This is a genomic window from Anaerolineales bacterium, from assembly GCA_015075625.1.
GTDB lineage: Bacteria > Chloroflexota > Anaerolineae > Aggregatilineales > UBA2796 > UBA2796.
On sequence record JABTTZ010000002.1, the window covers coordinates 321,831 to 342,360 of the forward strand.

Genomic DNA, 20,530 nt, shown 5'->3' on the forward strand with positions numbered 1-20,530 from the left:
ATGAAGTATGGGTTTGTTCTTCCCTATGCCGATCCGCGCACGGCGGTTGAGCTCGCCTGCGAAGCAGAAGACGCCGGATGGGATGGCTTTTTCACATGGGAGCCGGTCTGGGGCTGGGAGGCGTGGGTCGTCCTCGGTGCGGCGGCAGTCCGTACACAGCGGATCAAATTGGGGACGATGATCACCCCACTCTCGCGGATGCGCCCCTGGAAGCTCGCCGGAGAGACAGTGACGGTGGATCATCTCTCACAGGGGCGGGTGATCCTCAGTGTGGGCTTAGGGGCGGTGGATACTGGCTTTGCTGCGTTTGGGGAGGCGACAGATCGCAAGGTGCGTGCCGAACGCCTTGACGAGGGGCTGGCGATTTTGGCGGGCTTGTGGGGCGGGCAGCCCTTTCGCTATACAGGGAAGCACTATACCGTTCAGCCCGTTGATTTCTTCCCGCCTCCCTCGCCTGTTCAACAACCGCGCATTCCGATTTGGGTCGTGGGGGCGCTCGGTAGCCCGAAATCGATGGCACGGGCGCTGCGCTATGATGGGCTGATTCCTAGCATCGTGAGTGTTGGCAGCGATGGGCAAAAGGCGACCCGCCAAGTGACCCCCAATGAACTTCGGGAGGCTGTCGCCTATGTAAAGGGAGAGCGCACGGCGACTACACCCTTTGCCTTCGTCGTTGAGGGCGAAACGTTTGGCATGGCGCAGCCCGCAGCCGCAAAGGTCGTCGCGGAGTGGGCGGACGCCGGAGCAACGTGGTGGATGGAGACACTCTGGACAAAAGCCGCCGAGAGTGCCACACCAGCCGAAGGGATTGCGCTGCTCCGAGAGCGGATCAAGCAAGGCGCACCGAGGAAGAATTAGCCGCTCATTACGAAAATTTCTAAAGAACCCCTATCCCCCGGTTACTGCGCAGCAGTCGCCTTTCCCCGTAGACAGGGAAAGGGGAGAAATTCTGTGGGCGAGGGGGAAGCCCCCTCAAAACCTCTTTACTCCCTTCTCCCTCAGGGAGAAGGGGGCTATCTCTTTCTATAGTTACCTTCTTGACGGACTAATTAGCCCGTGTTGACCTTACAAACAGCCTAGGGCGACCCTGTGTGGTTGCCCGGACGACCCCCTCATCATTAGCGCCCACACAAAGCGATTGATGTTATAGTTGATGATATGCATCTGTCAGCTTGAGGGCAAAGCGGAACACCATGTCGGAAACTTCCACGACGATTCTTCTCGGACGTTATAAACTTGGCGAACGACTTGGACGGGGCGGGACAGCAACCGTCTACAAGGCACACGACAAGACGCTGGAACGCTCCGTTGCCGTGAAGATACTCCACGAACACCTTTCGGAAGATGCCGATTTTCGCGCCCGCTTTGAACGTGAGGCAAAGCTGATTGCCGGACTGAACCACCCCAACATCGTCCAGATTTACGATTATGGGATGACCAAACGGGGCGATCAAGAGCAGTGTTATATGGTCATGAGCTATATTGATGGCGATTCGCTCCGCCGCCGGATGGAGCGGAAGGCAAACCTGAGCGCACGAATGACCATCAAGGAAGTGACTGATGTCATGCGCGGCGTGAGTGGCGCTCTGAGCTATGCCCACCAACGCGGCATGGTGCATCGGGATGTAACGCCGGGTAACATCTTGTTCACTGCCTCTGATCAGGTTGTTCTTGCCGATTTTGGGATTGCCAAGATGCTCGATGGGACGCGCTTCACCCAAACCGGCACAACCAGCGGCACACCCGTTTATATGTCGCCCGAACAAAGTACTGGACAGCCCGCCGACCAACGCAGCGATGTCTATTCGTTGGGGGTGATTCTCTTTGAGATGTTAGCGGGAAAACCCCCTTACGATGGTGACAGCGCCTATGCGATCCTCATGCAGCATGTGAACGCGCCGATCCCTTCGCTCTTGCAAAACAGCCCCAACTTGCCCGCCTTATTAGAGGGCGTGATCAAGAAGGCGCTCCAAAAACATCCAGAGGATCGCTACCCGACAGTTGACGCCTTCTTTGGTGATTTTGAACGGGCAGCGCAGGGGATGAGCCTTGCCACAGAGATCGCCATTCCTGATAAACCGATGGCAAACCCGCTCCTCACCACACACCTTCCGTTGACAACCTCTGATCTCGCTCAGCCCGCTGGCAGCCGTGAACGCACGCTACTTGCCTCTGTGTTGGTGGGAGCGCTTTTTGCTGTCATTGCGCTCAGCATTGTGATTGGCGCATTGCTTGCCACTCGTACCCTTCCCGCCGGACAAGCGACCAATACCGTCCGCAGCGATGTCGATGTCACGCTGGCGATTCCGCCCATCCCGACGAAAGGCTTTGCTCCCTCGATGGTCATGGAGACACGCCTTTTTGAGGATACTTTTGAAGAAAAGCGCTCTGGTCTTTTTTGGCAAACCACCACCGACGACCCCAATTTGTACCGGAATATTGAGGATGGGGTGTATCGGCTTTGGCAAACCTACCGCGCAACAGCGGTGACAAGCATCTTCGATGATAATAACCAATACCCGACGGGCTATGGCTACGAGGCGGATATTCTGATCACCCCTGAGAGTCAGGCGGATTCGGCAACAGGCATTGTCTTTCGCTACCACAATGACGATCAGTATTACGTCTTTGCCATTGATGGGCAGGGCAATGTCAGTTTGTGGCGGCGCTATAACGGGGCATGGATGGAACTACGCAAGCTAGGCGGCGTGGAATGGACGCCAGCCGCCGAAGTAAACGGTATTGGGGAGATGAATCGCCTCAAAGTGATCGATGGCGATCAAGAGATTACTGCCTTTGTCAACGACACCGAAGTGATCCGTGTGGCGACAGACAGCGCCATTCCAACCGGGGCAACGGGCGTTTACCTTGCCACGACGCGCTCTCGCCTAGAGGAATCGCCCCGCGCCGAGGTGCGCGTAGATCGCTTCCGTGTCACCTCAGTCCGCCCACCTACAGCAACACCCGCCGCCAGTGAGTCTCCAAAGGTGACAGCGACACCTTCCTGATGGACAACTTAACGGCGCAGCAGGCGCACCCGTACATCGCGCAGGAACAAGCGAAGGCGCACCGGTATAAGCCCATGATAGAGCCGCCGAAGGATGTTCCGCTCCGGTTGGGGGACGCCCTCCGACACCCAACGAAACCAGCCGCGCTTTTCGGTGAGCGCGGCTGCCAGGGTGTCAAACCGTCCGCGAAATTCATTATCTGTCTGATGCAAAATGTCAAAGCTGTGGGCAAGGCTACCAAGCGCCGCGATCCCAAAGCGTCCCTCGCTTAATTCTTTGCGCAGCAGATGGTTTAGCAAGCGCACCCGCTGATAGGCGTGATCGTCCGATGCGCCGATCACCGAATTGCTCAGATCGCCCTCCCTCACTCCTACGCGATGATGGTAAAAGGCGAGGTGGATGGGGATGACATCAATGTCATACCGCGCCATGAACCGAAGGTTGAATTCCCAATCACCGAGGACAGGGAGATCGGCGCGGTAGCCACCGATTTCCTCAAGGACGGCACGCTCATAGAGGAAAGAAATGGGCGGAAAGGTGTTCGACGCTGCCATACGGTAGAGTGATAGGTGACGCTGCCAACTGTTAAAGGACGACTCGCTGACGGGAATGATGTATTCGCCGTCCACCTGTTCGTGGATCACCATTGCCCAGGTGATCACCCCGCGCACGCTTGGCACACGGCACGCCGCCAGATGATCAACACACCGTGCCAGAAAATCGGGATGCCACGAATCATCATCGTCGTGGATCACCACGTAGCGCCCCTCGCTCGCCTGTAAACCGAGGTTGGATGCCGCCTCCATGCCCACCGAGGTGGGGTTATGCACAAGGCGAAGGCGCTCTCCATAGCGGGTGCGGAAGGGGGCAATAACATCCTCTACAAGGGCGGGATCGCCACCGTCGTTGATAATCACCTGCGTCCAATCCTCAAAGGTCTGGGCAAGGACGCTCCGCAGCGCCCGACGGAGCAGCAGAGGGCGATTTTTTGTGCGGGTGATCACGCTAACGACGGACAAGGGCGATTCCTCCCTATGGATGGTCAATAGGTGGCGCTCATTATAGCAACCCTTCCAATCGGACATTGCCAACGAGGGGGACTCGGCGTTATCATTAAAGAAATAACTCAGGTGATCATCTGAAAAATTCGCAGTCACGCCCTATGAGCTATAGTAGTCCACCCAGCACGGTGACGCCCGTACAACAAGAATACCTTGCCGAAACGTATCGGATGCTCCATTACAGCCCGGAGACACCTTACATCACAACCTCTGCGCTTGCTGAGCGGATGGGTGTTTCCGCGCCGGCGGTTGCCGCCATTGTGGATCGTCTGAAGGATAATAAACTTGTTGATCATGAACCCTACAAAGGGATTCGTCTGACGAAACGGGGTGAGCATGAGGCGCTGATGAATATCCGCCGCCACCGTCTGGTAGAGGTGTTCCTCGTCAAAGTCATGAAGTTCGGTTGGCACGAGGTTCACGACGAAGCGGATGCACTAGGCACGGTGATCACCGATAAAATTGCCACCCGCATGGAGGCTATGGCGGACTATCCTACCCGCTGCCCCCACGGAGAGCCAATCCCCACGGCAGAGGGCGTCATGCCCCATATTGATGACGCGCCGCTAGGGATGGTAGAAGCCCCCGCTGAACTAGAGGTAAGCCGTGTGAACAGCCATGATCCCGATATTTTGAAATACCTGACGACTCTGAAGTTGACACCCGGACAGGCGATTACCCTCGTAAGCTGCGCTCCCTTTCATGGCCCCTTACGCTTGCGTATTGATGGCTATGAACAGGTTATTGGCTACGAACTTGCCCAAAAAATCCGCGTCTCGCGGCGCTGATTTCTAGCCAATTTGTCCGTCCTTATTTTCCCTTGAGTCCCCTCGCTCAATAACGCCGGATGTCCTACAAAATACGTTTTCCTAGCAAACTTGCCACCAACTCAACGGCAAGCTCGGCGGTTTGGTTGCGTTGATCCAAAATCGGGTTGATCTCCACAATATCCATTGAGGTTACTACCCCCGCCTGTGAGAGCATCTCCATCAGCAAATGTGCCTCGCGGTAGGTTAAGCCGCCGGGGACCGGCGTCCCCACACCGGGGGCATGGTCGGGATCAAGCGAATCCAAATCTAAGCTGACGTGGATCGCCTCATGACCGCCCAAAATGTCCAATGCCTGACGGGTGATCCCTGCCATGCCGTGCGTGTCTATGTCCGCCATAGTGAAGATGTGAATCCCGCTCGTCGTCAGGCGTGTCCGTTCGGCAGAATCAAGATCCCGAATCCCGATCATGACAAGCTGTTGGGGAGTCAGTTTAGCGCCTGGATAGCCAACATCAATCAAGGGTTGCGCCCCTTCACCAACGAGTGCCGAGACGGGCATCCCATGAATGTTTCCGCTGATCGTCGTTTCTGGTGTGTTGTAATCGCCGTGTGCATCAACCCAAATCACGCCGACATTACCCCGCCGCCGCATCGCCGCGACGCTCCCCACGCTGATGCTGTGATCGCCGCCTAAGAAAATGGCGAAATCATCCGCGCCGATATGTGTCTCGGCGGTGGTGTAGATTGCCTGACAAACATTGACGACGGTTGGCAAGTGACGGGCGCGGGCATTATCGTGTCCGTGTTCGTGTTCAACCACTTCCTCAACGATGGGCATGGGGATGTTCCCATAATCGATGACCTCATAACCGAGGCGGCGGAGGCGATCCTGCAAGCCAGCATAGCGAACCGCGCTCGGTCCCATATCAACGCCTCGGCGGGCTTGCCCATAATCCATCGGCGCACCGATGATGCGGATCGTTTTCTTCTGTTTCTGCATTGTATTTGCCATAAAATCACCGTTTTTGTCTCTTGTTTGGCTTGAGGGAAGGTGTGCAACCACCATATCTATCACCAAACGAGAATAGCGCCGATGGACTCCGCCGCGCAAGGGGATCAGGGCAAAGCCATTGGGAATGGCTCACCTTTTTCCTATAATCTGAGTATGTACTAATGCCCCCTTTTAAGGAGATTTTGAGTTGCTTTCTCGCCGTGTAACCCCCTTTATTTTGATTGTTTTTGTTTTGATGCTGCTTCCCTCCCCACCAATGATCCGTGCCGAACGCCCCGACGCCCCTCCCTATGCCAAGCGCGGGGCGTTTCCAGTGGGTGTCCGCGAAGTGACCATTCCAGCGGGCGGCGCCCCATCGGATTACCCTCTTCAGGCGACGATCTGGTACCCGGCTGTGAAAGCGGCAGACGTAGAGGAAACCTCCACCTACCGTTGGTTCTTGCTGGAAGGGGAAGGGCGTGCCATCGAAAATGCCCCACCAGAGGGGGGCGGCGCACCGTACCCGTTGATCGTCTTTTCGCACGGCTTAAGCGGCTTACGCTATCAATTGCCCTCGTACCTTGAGCATCTTGCTTCGTGGGGATTCGTTGTCATTGCCGCTGACCACCCAGGTAGCACCTTCACTGATGTGCAGTCGGGCGGGCGGGCGGGCATCCTGAACAGCTTTGCGCGGCGTCCGCTGGAAATTCAGCGCGAGATTGTCTTTATGGAGGGCGTCAACGCGGAGGGGACACTGAAAGGCGTGATCGACATGGCGATGATTGGCGTCACCGGACATTCCTTCGGCGGCTACACAACACTCTCAGCGGGCGGGGGGCGGCTCGATTTTGGAGGGCTTCAGGAACAATGCGCAAAGGCGACACCTGAGAGAGAAACCGCCTGTACCTTTCTAGAGAGTCTTGATGAGATTGCTGCGGCGCGGGGTATCACGCCCCCCAACGATGGATTCTTCCCCGCCACCACCGATCCGCGTATTCGGGCAATCGTCCCCCTTGCCCCTTCCAGCGGGCAGATTTTCGGGGAACGCGGCGCGGCGCCGATCACCATCCCCATGATGATCATCGTCGGTTCGGCGGATCGCGCCACCATACCAGAGCGCGATTCATACCCTGTTTATCAGGCGGTGAGCAGCCCAGAGAAAGCGCTTGTCGTCTTGGAAAATGCCGGACATTATGTGTTTGTAGAGCGCTGCACGCCGTTGGTCATTCGTTTGGGGCTTTATGGGCAGTGTTCTGATCTCGTTTGGGATATGGATCGCGCCCACGATTTGACCTATCACTTTGCGACGGCGTTTTTCCTCACCACCCTGAAGGGAGATTCGGCGGCGCGGGCGGCGCTTGCCCCATCGGAAAACGTGTTCACCGGCGTTCGCTACGAAACAACGCTTAAAACGAACTAATGACCCTCCCGTCCTTCTCCACGCTCCTTCGTCTTGCCCTTCTCGCCGTAATTGGCGGGGGGGTGGGGCTGGCGCTCCTCTTGGCGGCGGGCGCGGGCAGCCCTACGCCAACAGGGACAGCCGTTCCCCTGACATCCATTTCCATCGTGCCTATCGCCTTGCCCCCGCCGCCCTTCACCCTGAGCATGGAAGGCGTTTGGCGGGGTGAGCGCTTCGGGTGGTGGGGTGTTGATCTGGACACGATCTCCGTTTTGATTTCAGAGGATGGGTTCGTCCGTATTCCCCCCTTTCACCCTGATTCGGCGGCGTTTCCCCACCTTCATAGGGCGAGCGTGGCAAATACAATCACCATTCAGCTTGATGCGGTAGGCATCGCCATCATTCGCTTGAACCATGAGATCGTTTGGCGGGGTGACATCCCGCTCCCCAAGAGGGTACAAATCATCGGCGCGGAAGGTGTGAGCGGCTTAGCCGGAACGCTTTGGCAGTGAGCGTCTTAGGGAGGCGTTAGGGGTGTTTCACGCCGCGCAAGAAAGACTATCCCACCCCCCAATGCCTGAATCAAGACGATCAAGCGCACCAACACTGCCACACCAAGCGCCACAGATTGCCCAACGCCGATCAGCCCCAAAAAGAACACATAACTCCCTTCGCGGACACCAATCCCGTTCAGGGAAAAGGGAATCACATCAATGGCGGTGATGATGCTGAATGCGGCAGCAAAGGCAGAAAGTGGGGTGGGATCGCCAAATGCCCGCAAAAGGGCATAGACCGCCGCCAGCGTAAGGGTTAGGGTGACGAGCGATTGCCCCATAACAGCGCGAAGAACTGACCCTGCCCCCCTGACGGCGCGGAATTCTTCATGAAGGCGGATAATCTTTTGCCACACCCTGCGAAGGCGTGTGGGGGAACGCCTCTCTACCCAACCCAACAACCGCCCCATCGCTGCTGACCAGAGGGCGGCAATCGCGATCAAACTGCCTAGGAAGAGTCCATGCGCCAACAGAATCACCCCCAAGGGAAGGTTGGGGACGAGGATCGCACCGAGGCTGCCCGCCGCAAACACAGCGATCATGCCGCTCCCCCGTTCAACAATGACCGCCGTCACCGATTGCGCCCTGCGCCCCGTGTGTCGTGCGGATTCATAGGCGCGGACGACATCCCCGCCTAGCCCAGAGGGGAGGAAATTGTTGAAGAACATACTCACGAAGTAGCTGGAGAGAAGATAACGAAAGGGAAGTGTCATCCCCTGCCACTGAAGGACAACCCCCCACCGCCACGCTTTTGAGGCAACACTGGCAGCAGAAAGGACAAGCGCAGCAATGACAAGGGGGACGTTTACTCCCGCAAGTGTCGCCCAAAACTGCGGTGCGGCAAAGAGCGGAATCAATAAGAGCAGCAGGGCGATACCAATGATCAGACGGAGGCGTTTCATGCAGGATACTCAGCGTTAAGTGGGTCGGGACGTAGACGGTATAATGGCGAGTCTAACGCAGCTTGGCAAAACAGCAGCACAATATTTATGTATCCATTTCTTTATCGTCATCTTCTCTCCCGCCTAGACGCAGAAAGCGCCCATAATGCCGCCATTCGCTTTTTCCAAGCGATGGGAAGGATTCCGTTAGGGTGCGCCCTGCTGCGCCGCCTGTATGCGCCGCCGCCAACAGCACCGATCACAGCGTTTGGGCTGCGCTTTCCCCACCCGCTTGGGTTGGCAGGCGGGTTTGACAAACGGGCGGCGTGCCTGCCGGCGCTGGCAGCGCTTGGTTTTGGGCATATTGAGGTGGGGACGATCACCCCCCGCCCGCAGATGGGCAACCCTCGCCCGCGCCTCTTTCGCCTCCCCGCCGATGAGGGGTTAATCAACCGAATGGGCTTTCCAAGCCCTGGTATGGACGCCGCCGCCGCCAATTTAGAACGCTGGCAAGGGACAATCCCCATTTTCATCAGCGTGGGGAAAAACAAAGAAACACCCCTCGAAACAGCAGCCGATGATTACCGCGCTGTTCTGCGGCGGCTGCACCCTTATGGCGATGCCTTCACCGTAAACATCAGTTCGCCCAATACGCCCGAACTGCGCCGCTTGCAAACCCCCACTCACCTTGCCGCGCTGCTTTCAGCGCTGCGCGGCGACCTCACCCTTTTGGGCGATAAGCCACTCCTCGTCAAAATTGCCCCTGACCTAGCGCTTCCTGAGCTTGACACGGTGATCGATCTTGCTATACAGCATGGCGTGGCGGGGATTGTGGCAACGAATACGACGTTGAGTCGGGAAGGGCTGGTCAGCCCCTTAGCGGGGGAAACGGGCGGCGTTAGCGGGCGTCCGCTGCGGGCGCAATCGACGGCGATCATCCGTCATATTCACCGCACGGCGGGCGGGCGGCTGACGATCATCGGCGTGGGGGGGATTTTCACCGCCGACGATGTGCGCGAAAAACTGGACGCCGGAGCGACTCTCGTTCAAGCGTACACTGGCTTCATTTATCGCGGGTTGGGGTTTGTGAAGAGTACATCGCTGCCCATCCCCTTTGATAAGACTTCAGATGGTAAAAAATAAAGTCGAATTCCTTCAGTTAACGGCAGTTTGTCCATGCCAAGACGGAGCCGTACACGTTGGTATCTGTCCGCTCCCAACGGCGAATGAAGCGCCCATCGGCATGATAGAGATCAACGACAGCGCTGGAATTATTCACATAGGATTCAACAGCAAAGCGCTGGCTATCCGCCGCCCACACCCCAAAATTGCGGTTTGTTGTACTCGCCTCTGGCATGAGGAGGTTTGCCTCGCCGCCATCACCCGGGGTGAGCCACAACTGCGCCGCCTGCCCGCTTATCGTCCGCAAGAGGGCGTAGCGGGCATCTGGGGAAAGGCGTATCTCTGCCACTTCAGAACGACGGGGGACGCTGTAAGAGGCGATGCGCTGCCCATTGAAGGCAAAGCGATCAAAACCGGTACTCTCTGCACGCCGCCACCAAAAACTAATATGACCCGTTTTGGCATCAATTTGAAGGGTGTTCACGCTTGTCAAATCCTGAGCGAGTGTCACGCGCTGGTTGGAGATAAGGGCGATCAACTCCACCCGAAAGCGCCCGTCCACTTCTCCAATGGCAATCACCAGTTCCTCGCCCAACTCTGGGGCGGCAACCAAACGTAAATCGCGGAGGGTGAGGTTGGTATCTTCCAAAATGATCGGCTCACCGCCATGCGCATATGCCCACGTAAGCCGATGAACAATCCGCGCCCCATCGACCCCGCGCCACTTGACCAAGACAATCTCGTAATCGTCTGACCAATCGATCACGTCAATGGCGCGTGCATCGCTCACCAACGGGACGCGATCCGTCCCATCAAGATTCATCAGATCAATGGCAAGCCCGCGTTTCGGATCGCGATAGGTGACGGCGATCCGCCGCTTGGGGTCTGTTCCGGTGGCACGCAAGGGATCGAGACTCTGCGAATTGAAATCGATATTTTCAAGCAGAATTGTCGTCTCACCTGTGCGCAGATCAAGGGCATTCATCGTCCGTTCGTAGTCGTTATCTGCCGCTTGCGCCCAATAGATCAAATGACTCCCATCGGGTGACCACGCCCCGCTGCCAAGAAACAGTATCCGATCTCCGCGCTGGATTCTCCGAAAGGGAACTGCCTGTTCTTCCTCCACACGATAGACAATCAACTGTTGGTTCAGGGCGGTGTCGCTGTAGTTGACCAAAAGATGCGTCCCATCCGGCGACCAGAGCGCCTCTCCAAAGCCTCCGGCGGGAAGATCGAGGGGGAGATCGCGCACCTCGCTGGCGGAGGCGATCAGCCCTTTCAGTGTCCCAAATTGAACGGTGGTGATCACCGCGAGGCGGTGCCCGACGGGCGACCACCACACTTGGTAATTTTGCGCCTCCACCACCACAGTCCGCGTTGGGTGAAGATCATCCAGACGCCAGAGGGTAATAAAGACCTGCGGCGCCGCGTTGTAATTCACGGCGCTGGTGGCAACATAACGCCCATCGGCTGACCACCCCTCAAAGGTGCTGCTGGCATAGGCGGAAACGGTGAGGGGTTTTGTGGCAACGGCTGAGCCATCCACACGGGCGACGGTGAGCATCCGCGCCCCTCCTCCATCTATCCAAAGCAAGAGCAGCCACTTTCCATCCGGTGACCAACGGGGCGGCTCAATCGTCTGCGCCGAATCGAGAAGGCGTGTCCATGTGGGGGGGGCGCCCTCCGATGATGTATTCGGGCGAATGCCGAGCGTCAGACTGCCATCCTCGTTTAGCCCCTGAGAGAGCATGTAAGCATTGTCCGGTGAAACACTGGGCGGAAAGAAAAAAACGCTTGCCCCACCACCGTCCCGACGGTCTGGAATGGCAACGCCGAGGGTCGCATCCAAAAGGATGGTCTCCCCTTCCATAACGCGAAAACAGGAGTCGCCCGCCGCAGAGGAACGCCCGGCTGCCACCGCCGCTCCTGCTGCGACGCCGCTGAGAAGGGTAAGGATTAGGATCAAGAGAAGAAAGGATCGTGTGCGCATAGGTCCTGTATAGTACACGTTCCCGTGAAATGAAACATTAAGTTCAAAAGAGAATTCGGGGTAAGGAAAAGACGGGCGGCATTCCGTAGAGACACGGCGTGCCGTGTCCGTATGGGGATGTCCGTGCGGACGGACGGCAGGATGTCGGGGCGACCCCGCGTGGTCGCCCGCGATGGCGGCAGACGTACACATGAGTACGCCCTACAAAATCCCCTATTTCCCCAAGTCCTTCCGAATGGTGCGCAGATCGTCCGACCGTTCGCGGATGCCCGCCGTCGCCTCCGGGGGATGTTGGGTGATGAGCGAGTCCACAATCTGTTCCAGCACATCGAGCAGTTCAATTGGCAGTTGAACCACCAATTGGCGCATCTGGTCGCTGGACTGCACGGTTTGGAAGGCGTTAAAAAGCTGCTGGAGCAGGGTGTTGGGGTCATCCCCCCCCATCAGTGTTTGGTATTCGCTTCGCCATCCATTTACAACTGAATGGTTGGCAAAAGCGGGGATCGATTCAGCGAGTTTAATGACTTCCTCGTAATAACGAGCGGCGGCATCTCGATTCCCTTGTGCTTTTTCCAACCGCGCTAGACCGATCAGCGTGTTCATGATCCCCACTGAATCGGGAATTACCCGAAAGAGCGCCATCGCTTCGGTATACCGCGCCCGCGCCTCGCCGTAGTGATCCTCCATCCGTTCCAGATCGCCCAACGCCTTCAGGGTGTTCGCCTGACCGAGCCGAGCCGGGATCGCTTCAAAGAGCCGCAGCGCCGCCTCGTACCGCGCCCGCGCCTCGCCGTAGTGAGCCTCCCGAACTTCCAGATCGCCCAACGCCTGAAGGGTGTTCGCCTGACCGAGCCGAGCCGGGATCGCTTCAAAGAGCCGCAGCGCCGCCTCGTACCGCGCCCGCGCCTCGCCGTAGTGAGCCTCCCGAACTTCCAGATCGCCCAACGCCTTCAGGGTGTTCGCCTGACCGAGCCGATCCGGGATCGCTTCAAAGAGCCGCAGCGCCGCCTCGTACCGCGCCCGCGCCTCGCCGTAGTGATCCTCCCGAACTTCCAGATCGCCCAACGCCTTCAGGGTGTTCGCCTGACCGAGCCGATCCGGGATCGCTTCAAAGAGCCGCAGCGCCGCCTCGTACCGCGCCCGCGCCTCGCCGTAGTGATCCTCCCTCCGTTCCAGATCGCCCAACGCCTGAAGGGTGTTCGCCTGACCGAGCCGATCCGGGATCGCTTCAAAGAGCCGCAGCGCCGCCTCGTACCGCGCCCGCGCCTCGCCGTAGTGATCCTCCCTCCGTTCCAGATCGCCCAACGCCTGAAGGGTGTTCGCCTGACCGAGCCGATCCGGGATCGCTTCAAAGAGCCGCAGCGCCGCCTCGTACCGCGCCCGCGCCTCGCCGTGATCCTCCCTCCGTTCCAGATCGCCCAACGCCTGAAGGGTGTTCGCCTGACCGAGCCGATCCGGGATCGCTTCAAAGAGCCGCAGCGCCGCCTCGTACCGCGCCCGCGCCTCGCCGTAGTGATCCTCCCTGAACTTCCAGATCGCCCAACGCCTTAAGGGTGTTCGCCTGACCGAGCCGATCCGGGATCGCTTCAAAGAGCCGCAGCGCCGCCTCGTACCGCGCCCGCGCCTCGCCGTAGTGATCCTCCCTCCGTTCCAGATCGCCCAACGCCTGAAGGGTGTTCGCCTGACCGAGAGCGTACCCGCCCTTTTCCGCCCCCTCATAGCCAGCCGTCAACAACCCGCGCCGCACAACAGCCAACTGCCGAAACTGCATATAGCCATTGTCTAATGCCGTCAGGAGATCAACGGCAGGGACGGGAATGGTCTGGAAACCCCAGAGCAGCGCCGCCTGAAGATCGGGAAAATCACGATCTAGCGTGCCCAGTTGGGCGGTGAGTGCCATTGCCTCTTTCCCGCCATAAAGCGCGGCATAATGGGCAAAATGTCCCCCTTGCAGCGCCGCCCATTCGCCCTCTTTTTGCGCCAGCGCTTGCGCATAGGCACGCAGCAGGGGATGGAGGCTGTAGCGCCCCTCTCCGGCGTCCGCCAACAGCCCCGCCCGCCGCAGGGCATCAATGCCATCATCGGCATCCGCTGCGTCACCATCTCCCCACACCGCGCCCAACGCGCCCGCACTGAACGTCCCCTCCGCGGCAAAGACGCTCACTGCCCGAAAGCGTCGTCTGGCGTCCGCCTTCATCTCGTCGTAACTTTCGAAAAGGGACATTTCCACATTCAGGTTCTTGTCCGTCTCGTCTATCGCCAAATCCTTGAACAGGCGGGGACTTTTCAGCCGCTCCAACAGGGTAGGGGCGAAGTCCGCGCCGCGTTCCTTCAGGCGCAGCGCGGCGATCTGCACGGCGAGCGTGTGGTAGTCAAGTGTCTGGAGGATCGCCCGTTCCGCTTCGGTATAGGGGCGGGTGTCATCTGGGGAGCGGTTTAGGTGAGCATCGATCAGGGCGAGTCCCTCCGCCTCGCTCAGCTTGTCCAGGGCGTGGACGCCCGCCCCGATCTTCGTCGTGATTCCGGGTTGGCGCGTCGTCAGCAAGACGCGGTTGGCGGCACCCAAAATAGCGAAGGGCGTCACCATCGTGTGATCCCAGACATCATCAAGGACGACGAGCGCCCGCTTCCCGCTGCTAATCGCCTGCAAACGCTCTTGAGCAGTACTCTCGGTGTACTGCGTCGGATCGTCGCCCAAGCCCCTGCCCACCGCCGCCATGATTGTCGTTGGCTGCGCTGTTCGCCCCACCTCTACCCAGATGATCCCATCGGGAAAGCGGCGGCGGATACTGCAATCGTGGCAGACGGCGTGGGCGAGCGTCGTTTTGCCAATGCCGCCCAACCCCGTCACCCCGACGATCTGTTTCGAGGTGATCGCCGTCATCTGCCTCCCGCCGTTCGTCCCGCAGACATCGGCAATGAGGGGGGTGAGGTACATCGAACGTTCGATGTAGGTACTCGGCAGGTGGGGAGGGATCGTCCCCTTCAACGCCCCTAAGGGGAGGGGGTGATCCCCCAGAAGGCGCAGCAGTTCTGCCAGCGTGTCCTCATAGGGGCGCTGTGTCCCGCCTTCGGGGGCGTGCAGCCCGCGCAGCGGTTCGGGCAGCCGTTCGGGGGTGATTCCCCGCAGAAGGGGGATGACCGCTTTGCAGTGGCTGAGGGCGTACTTCCACTCCATCCACACGTAGTCGGAAGTGAGGGCGTGTTCGCCAGCGACGAGGATCACCCGATCAACCCCCTCAATCGCCCGCTGAATCTCGTGATCGAAGGTTTCCCCCCGCGAGGGCATGGAGAGGCGATCATACCAGATAGAAATACCCCGTTTTGTCAGGTCGTCGTAGAGCTTTTGGACAAACGCCTCGTCGTCCTTGCGGGCGTAGCTGAGGAACACACGGGCGATAGGATCAACGGGCTTCAGGTGCTGCTTGGCATAGGCGATCACCTTCTCGTACTGCTCTGGAAAGCGGGCGTAGAGCGCAGCGAGGAAGTTTGTGGCGCACACCTGAGCATCCCCGCTGTAATCCGTCCCCAAGAGGAGGGCGTGATCATAGCCAAGCGCGGCGCGGATGAACGCCGGGCGGTCTACGGGCAGGATAAAAAAAGGAGCGATCAGCGCTGTGTGGGCGCGGCTTTCCTCCGAGGTGTAGGTGGCGGTCATGATTCACTCTCCGGTGCAGTAAGATGAGGGACAAGGAAAGAATACCATAAAAACGGAGCAGTAGGGACACGGTGTGCCATCTATCCGTATAACGCCCATCGTCCGTAGGGAATTCACCCTCTACCGCCTTCTCCGAATAGGCTACACTATGGGCGCATCGGTTCATTTTTTGGGGAGGGGATGCGTATGGCGCGGGTGATCGTCATTTTGGGGGTTCTCATCGTAGGGGTAGGCATGTTCATTGCCCCACAAGCGGCGGGGGCGGAGCGTGCCTCCACAGAGATAGTGCGTGATGCCGCCCAAGCAACGGCGACAGCGCGTTTTCTTTTCCCACCAACGAATACCCCTCGTCCACGCGGCACACCCTTATCTACCCCCACCGGAACGCCTACGTTCACCTTCACGCCGGTTGCCCAAGCCCCTAGCGAGCCGATTCCCGGAGCGCTTTGCTTCGATTGCAACCGTCTGCGGGTGCGTGCCACACCCGGCACTGCCGGGGAGATTTTGCAGATCGTCAATGCGGAGGTGGTGTTCACCATCATCGGGCGGACGGCGGACAATGTGTGGGTGCAGATCACGCTCACCGATGGCACGACGGGTTGGATTGCCGCCCGCTTTGCCCGCAACCGTGACCGGACAGAGATCGATCCAGCCCGTCTTAGCGCCCTGCCCATCATGGGGGTGGCAGTAGAGGCAAGCCCCACACCAACCTCTGAATTTTTGGCAAGTGTCCCCTCGTGGCTGACGGGGATCAGCAGCAACGCCCGTCAAATTTACCTGCGCGGTCAGGCGATGGGCAACCGTCGCAACGCCTTCTCCAAAGTGGGGGATAGCATCACGGCAACGGCAAATTTTCTCTATCCCTTTGGCTTTGGGCAGTATACCCTCGGAAACTATGGCGGCTACAGCGGGGCAATTAGTTTCTTTGGCGATTCGTTCGTCCGCGAGACCCGCGCCGCCGCCCCGGGCTGGACGGCAGTTCAACTGCTTACTCCTGGATCACCGTGTGGGGCGGTGACGCCCCTCGTCTGCGAGTATCAGCAGCACAAGCCCGCCGTTGCTTTGATCATGATCGGGACGAACGATTCGGGCAGCGGTTCACCCGGTGTGTTTGCCGACCAACTGCGGCAGATCGTGCAGATCACGATTGATATGGGCATTGTCCCCGTCCTCAGCACCATCCCGCCGAAGGTGATGAACGCCGAACAGACCCAACGGGCGATTGACTTCAACCTTGTGATCACCCAGACCGCGCGGCAGTTCGATATTCCCTTATGGGATTACCATGCCAATATGGTGGGGTTGCCCAATCAGGGGATGAGCGGCGACGGACTGCACCCTTCGGAATCGCCATCGGGATCGGGCGTTCTGACGGGCGAGAGCTTGCAATTTGGGTTCACTGTGCGCAACCGCGATGCGCTCATTGTGCTGGATTCGATGATTCGCTATGTTTTGTATTGAGCGGCTGTGAACGCTGCATTGCCCTTCCCTTCCTCCGCCAGCGGGGAAGGGAAGCCGCCCCTTAGGGCGTCGGCTGAGCGGTTGGCTGGCGCTGTGATTCCAGACGGAAAATCAAGGGTTTTGAATTGAGCGGGATCAGAACTTTGCCCTGATCTAACTTTGTGCAGCGAAAATCATCTGGGGTGCGGGGAGCAGCGGTAAAATCCAAGATGTAATCGTAGTAGACGTTTGCTGTCACTTCAACTTCCACTTTTTCGCCCGCCGGAACACGCCCCTCAATCACCGCGCCGCTCTCGGTGTTGTCCAGACGGTATTTGATCCCATCACATTCGGAGACGTTATCCAAAACGATCAGCGCCCGCCATGGTTGGCAGGCGGTGAGGCACAAAACAGCGAGAGTAAAAAAGGTGAGCAACACCTTAATAGGACTGCTGCCCTTCTGGGAGGCATGTTTTGAATCGTCGTGGCGCATAAAGAAATCATCCTTCCTACCCGCCATTCTAACGGTCAGCCTTCCTCATGAAAAGGGCGGACGGCTTGCCCCTGTCCCTTGACCCCCTTAGCGCGGATAGAACCATGTCCCCGTCTCACCGCGCAGCGCCCGCTCAATATGAGAAGGGCTGGTGATCAGCGCCGCCGACCGCCGCGCTCTAGGAAACGGATCACTGCCTCGATTTTGGGGCGCATACTCCCCGCCGCAAATGCCCCCCTTCAAGGTACTACCGCGCCTCTTGGAGAGAAACACGCTCTAGCTCACGCTGGTCGGCTTTGTTAAAGTTGAGGGCGACGCGCTCAACGCCCGTTGAAATGAGGAGTAAATCAGCGTTCAACCCCGACGCAATCAAACTGCTGGCGCGATCTTTATCCACGACGGCGGGGACACCGCGCAGTTCACCAAGCGGGTTGCGAACAACGGGTATTCCGCCGCCCCCACAGGCAATCACAACGTTATCAGCGATCATCAAACGCTGAATTGTGTCTAGCTCAATGATCTCCAACGGTTCGGGCGAGGCGATCACTCGTCGCAAGCCGCGTCCGGCATCATCAACCACTGTCCAGCCCTCGGCGCGCAGATGTTCTGCCTCCGCCACGTTGAGGTAGCCACCAATGGGCTTATCGGGGCGCTCGAAGCCGGGGTCATCGCCAGCAACAAGCGTCTGGGTGACCAGTGTCACCACATGGCGCGAGATACCCATTGCCCGTAGGCTGTTGCGGAGCGCTTGCTGCACCATATAGCCAATGCTGCCTTGTGTGTCGGCAACGATCAGATCAAGCGGGACGGTGTGAACTTCTGAGGCGGCAATCTCAGCCCGCCGCAAGATGAACCCCACTTGCGGTCCATTTCCATGCGTGATCAGAACACGCCAATTCTCACGCACCATAGTGGCAATGTGTTGGCAGGTCTCGCGGACAGCATCCCATTGATAGCGGACTTCACGTTTGTCTTTGTCGGTGATCAGGGAATTTCCCCCAATGGCGACGACGGCAGTTTTCATAAAAGGCTATCCTTAAAGTGCTTTTTTATTCCGGTCTATCTTCCATTTTATAAGAAGTTTCTCTATTAAGGGTGGGGGAAGCACGAGGAATTTTATAGATAGACACTTCCAGAATCTTATACAATGGAGGGAACAAAGGTATGTTGCTCGCGGGGAACGCCCCCTTTTTCACGCCTCAGCAAAAAATATACTAGGGAAAGAATGGGGTTAGGGATGTGGAGCATGCGCCGTATTCGCCGTACCGTAATGGCAGTGTTGTTGGTTATCAGCGCTGTGTGTGTTGTGTTTCTGCTGAACGTTACCGCGCCGAACCCCACCGGACGGCGCTATTCGAGCCTTGTCATGGGCTTGCCAGATGATCTGCGTCAAAAAGGGCAAGAGGGTGAGGATGCGCTCAGCACCGATCTTCGTTTGCTTACAAACAACCGCCCCCCAATACAGTGTATTTGTGGGGCAAACACAGCCCCAACCAGACAGCAGTGTACGGTGTGTTTCGCTCAGATTCCCTTGAGCGGTTCAGCCGCCTATCGCCGTCCCGATTTCGTCACCGAGCGCTATATCCTTGAGGTGAAGAACACCATTAGGCTTGCCCCCAACACCCGCGACCATGAGGAACTTACCGATTACGCGGAAGCGGCACGCGCCAGTGGGCGGCAATTATGGATTTTCACCCGCGTAAACACAGCCGTCCACCCCATTTTTGTTGATCTGGCACGTTCCACCGGTGGGGATGTCATTTACTATCTGGCGATTGCCGGATGGCACGATGTGACTGATGGGCGGGCGCGTCAAGGGCTGCTGCTTTCGGGGGTTGGTGTCTGCCTTTTGGCAATGGGCGAGCGCCGCGTGCGAGGGGCGATCTTCACCCGACATACACCACGTCCGCCGCGCCGCACCGCACCAGAAACCGCCGCCGATTCCATAGATCGCGCCGAACAGCAGATCAAAACGATGCGGGATAAACTCAACGCCAAACTGGATCGGATGGATGAATTGGATCAGACCGAGCAACTATGACCGACAACTACCACAACGAATCGCCAGAACAACCGAAGAAGCCAACCTTCTCACTTCCCAAACCACCGGCGTGGATGATTGGTGATGATGATTCCGATGCCCCACCAATGCCCCGTGCTGCCGATGCGTTGCGTGTCTTGCGCCCGATGGTCGATCCCTCTGATGTACCTAGTAGGGATGCCGAAGCGCCATTACCTTCACCCGCTTCGGCAGAACCATCAGCGCCGCGCACCACTGAAACCCAAACTCCTGCTGCCCATGCTAGCCCGCTTCGCCCGCCTGCGCTGAAACCAGCCCAACCATCACCAGCGCCGCCAACCTCACCCCCTACTTCTACACCGCTCCCCTCTTTGTCGGCACAGCATCCCGCTGCTACCCCCTACTTTCCGCCAAGACGATCCACACCAGTTCCAGAAGTGATCCCGCCCCCGCCCCCTCTGGTGGAGGTTGCGAACCAAGATCAGCCCTTTGCAGATGTAAGCGATGACAGCGAGGATGATCCTTTCGCTGAGGATGTTCCCCTCCTCGTTGATCCCGCCCTTGCGTACATTGTTTTGGTCATACTTTCCGTCTTAGGGGCGGGGAGTCTTGCCCCCGATGTGCGTTATACCCTGCTTTGGTCGGGCATTGCCGTTGTCGGGGTGTGGGCAATCACCGCCGACGACCTGCCTATTGAACGCCCCACCCTACGCGATATTCTTGTGGGGGTCGCCTATGGCTTGATTGTTGCCCTTCCGCTCTTAATCGTCGGCGGTGTACAGCTTAAACGCCTGTCATTGGAGGTATTCGGCACGGGCAGTGATGCCGGGGTGGTGCAAACGTTAGCTTTCGTTGTGCCAATGGCAGAGACCCTCTTTTTTCGGGGGGCGCTGCAAGCGGCACGGGGCGTTTTCGTCACGGGGGCGGCGGCGGGGGTATGGTCGCTGGCTTTGTTTCTACCGGTGCTGAATGTGATTCAATATCCCCTTGTCGTAGTCGTTATGGGGGTTAGCTTCCTATTTTTGGGGTTTTTATACAGTTATTTGCGGGAACGGATCGGTTTTTTCACGGCGTGGGCGTGCCAAGTGGTTGTTAGCGTTTTGCTGCTTGGTGCGGCGCGGGTTTTATAATGTCTTAGACGCA

The 20,530-nt window shown here is 58.3% G+C and carries 15 protein-coding genes and 1 pseudogene; 9 read left to right on the top strand and 7 right to left on the bottom strand.

Going from position 1 to position 20,530, the window contains the following annotated elements; all coding sequences use genetic code 11:
* Both HS103_10090 and HS103_10095 read left to right on the top strand, forming a co-directional pair.
* Positions 1-858 (top strand): LLM class flavin-dependent oxidoreductase, encoded by an 858-nt coding sequence (locus HS103_10090; protein MBE7513150.1) that lies wholly within the window; start codon positions 1-3, stop codon positions 856-858.
* Positions 859-1,193: 335 nt separating this feature from the next.
* Positions 1,194-3,008: a serine/threonine protein kinase gene (locus HS103_10095; GenBank protein ID MBE7513151.1), complete on the top strand. Its 1,815-nt coding sequence runs from the start codon at positions 1,194-1,196 to the stop codon at positions 3,006-3,008.
* 8 nt (positions 3,009-3,016) lie between these two features.
* On the opposite strand, the gene HS103_10100 is transcribed toward HS103_10095, so the two are convergent.
* The gene (locus HS103_10100) at positions 3,017-4,165 is read right to left on the bottom strand and encodes a glycosyltransferase family 2 protein (protein MBE7513152.1); all 1,149 of its coding nucleotides are present in this window, start codon (positions 4,163-4,165) and stop codon (positions 3,017-3,019) included.
* Positions 4,166-4,170: 5 nt separating this feature from the next.
* Here HS103_10100 and HS103_10105 point away from each other — a divergent pair, with 5 nt between their 5' ends.
* Positions 4,171-4,857, top strand: coding sequence for a metal-dependent transcriptional regulator (locus HS103_10105; GenBank protein ID MBE7513153.1), 687 nt, complete (start codon positions 4,171-4,173; stop codon positions 4,855-4,857).
* Between the two features lie 64 nt (positions 4,858-4,921).
* Here the strand turns inward: HS103_10105 and rocF are convergent, their stop codons facing one another.
* A complete protein-coding gene (rocF, locus tag HS103_10110; protein ID MBE7513154.1) occupies positions 4,922-5,851 on the bottom strand; it encodes an arginase in 930 nt (309 codons plus the stop codon).
* A gap of 187 nt (positions 5,852-6,038) precedes the next feature.
* Between rocF and HS103_10115 the strand changes: the two genes are divergently transcribed.
* Positions 6,039-7,250, top strand: coding sequence for a hypothetical protein (locus HS103_10115; GenBank protein ID MBE7513155.1), 1,212 nt, complete (start codon positions 6,039-6,041; stop codon positions 7,248-7,250).
* Complete coding sequence (locus tag HS103_10120; protein ID MBE7513156.1) at positions 7,250-7,741, top strand: hypothetical protein; 492 nt, start codon at positions 7,250-7,252, stop codon at positions 7,739-7,741. The genes HS103_10115 and HS103_10120 overlap by 1 nt, the downstream gene beginning before the upstream one ends.
* 5 nt (positions 7,742-7,746) lie before the next feature.
* Here HS103_10120 and HS103_10125 read toward each other — a convergent pair whose 3' ends face one another.
* A complete protein-coding gene (locus tag HS103_10125; GenBank protein MBE7513157.1) occupies positions 7,747-8,685 on the bottom strand; it encodes a flippase-like domain-containing protein in 939 nt (312 codons plus the stop codon).
* An 87-nt stretch (positions 8,686-8,772) separates the two neighbouring features.
* Here HS103_10125 and HS103_10130 point away from each other — a divergent pair, with 87 nt between their 5' ends.
* Complete coding sequence (locus HS103_10130) at positions 8,773-9,807, top strand: quinone-dependent dihydroorotate dehydrogenase (protein ID MBE7513158.1); 1,035 nt, start codon at positions 8,773-8,775, stop codon at positions 9,805-9,807.
* A 16-nt stretch (positions 9,808-9,823) separates the two neighbouring features.
* Here HS103_10130 and HS103_10135 read toward each other — a convergent pair whose 3' ends face one another.
* Both HS103_10135 and HS103_10140 read right to left on the bottom strand, forming a co-directional pair.
* The gene (locus HS103_10135) at positions 9,824-11,776 is read right to left on the bottom strand and encodes a PD40 domain-containing protein (protein ID MBE7513159.1); all 1,953 of its coding nucleotides are present in this window, start codon (positions 11,774-11,776) and stop codon (positions 9,824-9,826) included.
* A gap of 1,465 nt (positions 11,777-13,241) precedes the next feature.
* Positions 13,242-15,434: a TIR domain-containing protein gene (locus HS103_10140; GenBank protein ID MBE7513160.1), complete on the bottom strand. Its 2,193-nt coding sequence runs from the start codon at positions 15,432-15,434 to the stop codon at positions 13,242-13,244.
* A gap of 180 nt (positions 15,435-15,614) precedes the next feature.
* Here HS103_10140 and HS103_10145 point away from each other — a divergent pair, with 180 nt between their 5' ends.
* On the top strand, positions 15,615-16,895 hold the full coding sequence (locus tag HS103_10145; GenBank protein MBE7513161.1) for an SH3 domain-containing protein: 1,281 nt from the start codon (positions 15,615-15,617) through the stop codon (positions 16,893-16,895).
* A gap of 61 nt (positions 16,896-16,956) precedes the next feature.
* Here the strand turns inward: HS103_10145 and HS103_10150 are convergent, their stop codons facing one another.
* Positions 16,957-17,367 carry a hypothetical protein gene (locus tag HS103_10150; GenBank protein ID MBE7513162.1) on the bottom strand — a complete coding sequence of 137 codons (411 nt, stop codon included), beginning with the start codon at positions 17,365-17,367 and terminating at the stop codon, positions 16,957-16,959.
* Between the two features lie 87 nt (positions 17,368-17,454).
* A pseudogene (locus HS103_10155) lies at positions 17,455-18,391 on the bottom strand (carbamate kinase).
* A 222-nt stretch (positions 18,392-18,613) separates the two neighbouring features.
* Here HS103_10155 and HS103_10160 point away from each other — a divergent pair.
* Both HS103_10160 and HS103_10165 read left to right on the top strand, forming a co-directional pair.
* Complete coding sequence (locus HS103_10160) at positions 18,614-19,408, top strand: hypothetical protein (GenBank protein ID MBE7513163.1); 795 nt, start codon at positions 18,614-18,616, stop codon at positions 19,406-19,408.
* Complete coding sequence (locus tag HS103_10165) at positions 19,405-20,517, top strand: hypothetical protein (GenBank protein ID MBE7513164.1); 1,113 nt, start codon at positions 19,405-19,407, stop codon at positions 20,515-20,517. Before HS103_10160 ends, HS103_10165 begins: the two co-directional genes overlap by 4 nt.
* The last annotated feature ends 13 nt before the right edge of the window (positions 20,518-20,530 follow it).

Excerpts from the sequence above, each read along its gene's own strand:
- HS103_10090 (MBE7513150.1), top strand. The coding sequence starts at position 1 with ATGAAGTATGGGTTTGTTCTTCCCTATGCCGATCCGCGCACGGCGGTT.
- HS103_10095 (MBE7513151.1), top strand. The coding sequence starts at position 1,194 with ATGTCGGAAACTTCCACGACGATTCTTCTCGGACGTTATAAACTTGGC.
- HS103_10105 (MBE7513153.1), top strand. The coding sequence starts at position 4,171 with ATGAGCTATAGTAGTCCACCCAGCACGGTGACGCCCGTACAACAAGAA.
- rocF (MBE7513154.1), bottom strand. The coding sequence starts at position 5,851 with ATGGCAAATACAATGCAGAAACAGAAGAAAACGATCCGCATCATCGGT.
- HS103_10120 (MBE7513156.1), top strand. The coding sequence starts at position 7,250 with ATGACCCTCCCGTCCTTCTCCACGCTCCTTCGTCTTGCCCTTCTCGCC.
- HS103_10125 (MBE7513157.1), bottom strand. The coding sequence starts at position 8,685 with ATGAAACGCCTCCGTCTGATCATTGGTATCGCCCTGCTGCTCTTATTG.
- HS103_10130 (MBE7513158.1), top strand. The coding sequence starts at position 8,773 with ATGTATCCATTTCTTTATCGTCATCTTCTCTCCCGCCTAGACGCAGAA.
- HS103_10135 (MBE7513159.1), bottom strand. The coding sequence starts at position 11,776 with ATGCGCACACGATCCTTTCTTCTCTTGATCCTAATCCTTACCCTTCTC.
- HS103_10140 (MBE7513160.1), bottom strand. The coding sequence starts at position 15,434 with ATGACCGCCACCTACACCTCGGAGGAAAGCCGCGCCCACACAGCGCTG.
- HS103_10145 (MBE7513161.1), top strand. The coding sequence starts at position 15,615 with ATGCGTATGGCGCGGGTGATCGTCATTTTGGGGGTTCTCATCGTAGGG.
- HS103_10150 (MBE7513162.1), bottom strand. The coding sequence starts at position 17,367 with ATGCGCCACGACGATTCAAAACATGCCTCCCAGAAGGGCAGCAGTCCT.
- HS103_10160 (MBE7513163.1), top strand. The coding sequence starts at position 18,614 with ATGCGCCGTATTCGCCGTACCGTAATGGCAGTGTTGTTGGTTATCAGC.
- HS103_10165 (MBE7513164.1), top strand. The coding sequence starts at position 19,405 with ATGACCGACAACTACCACAACGAATCGCCAGAACAACCGAAGAAGCCA.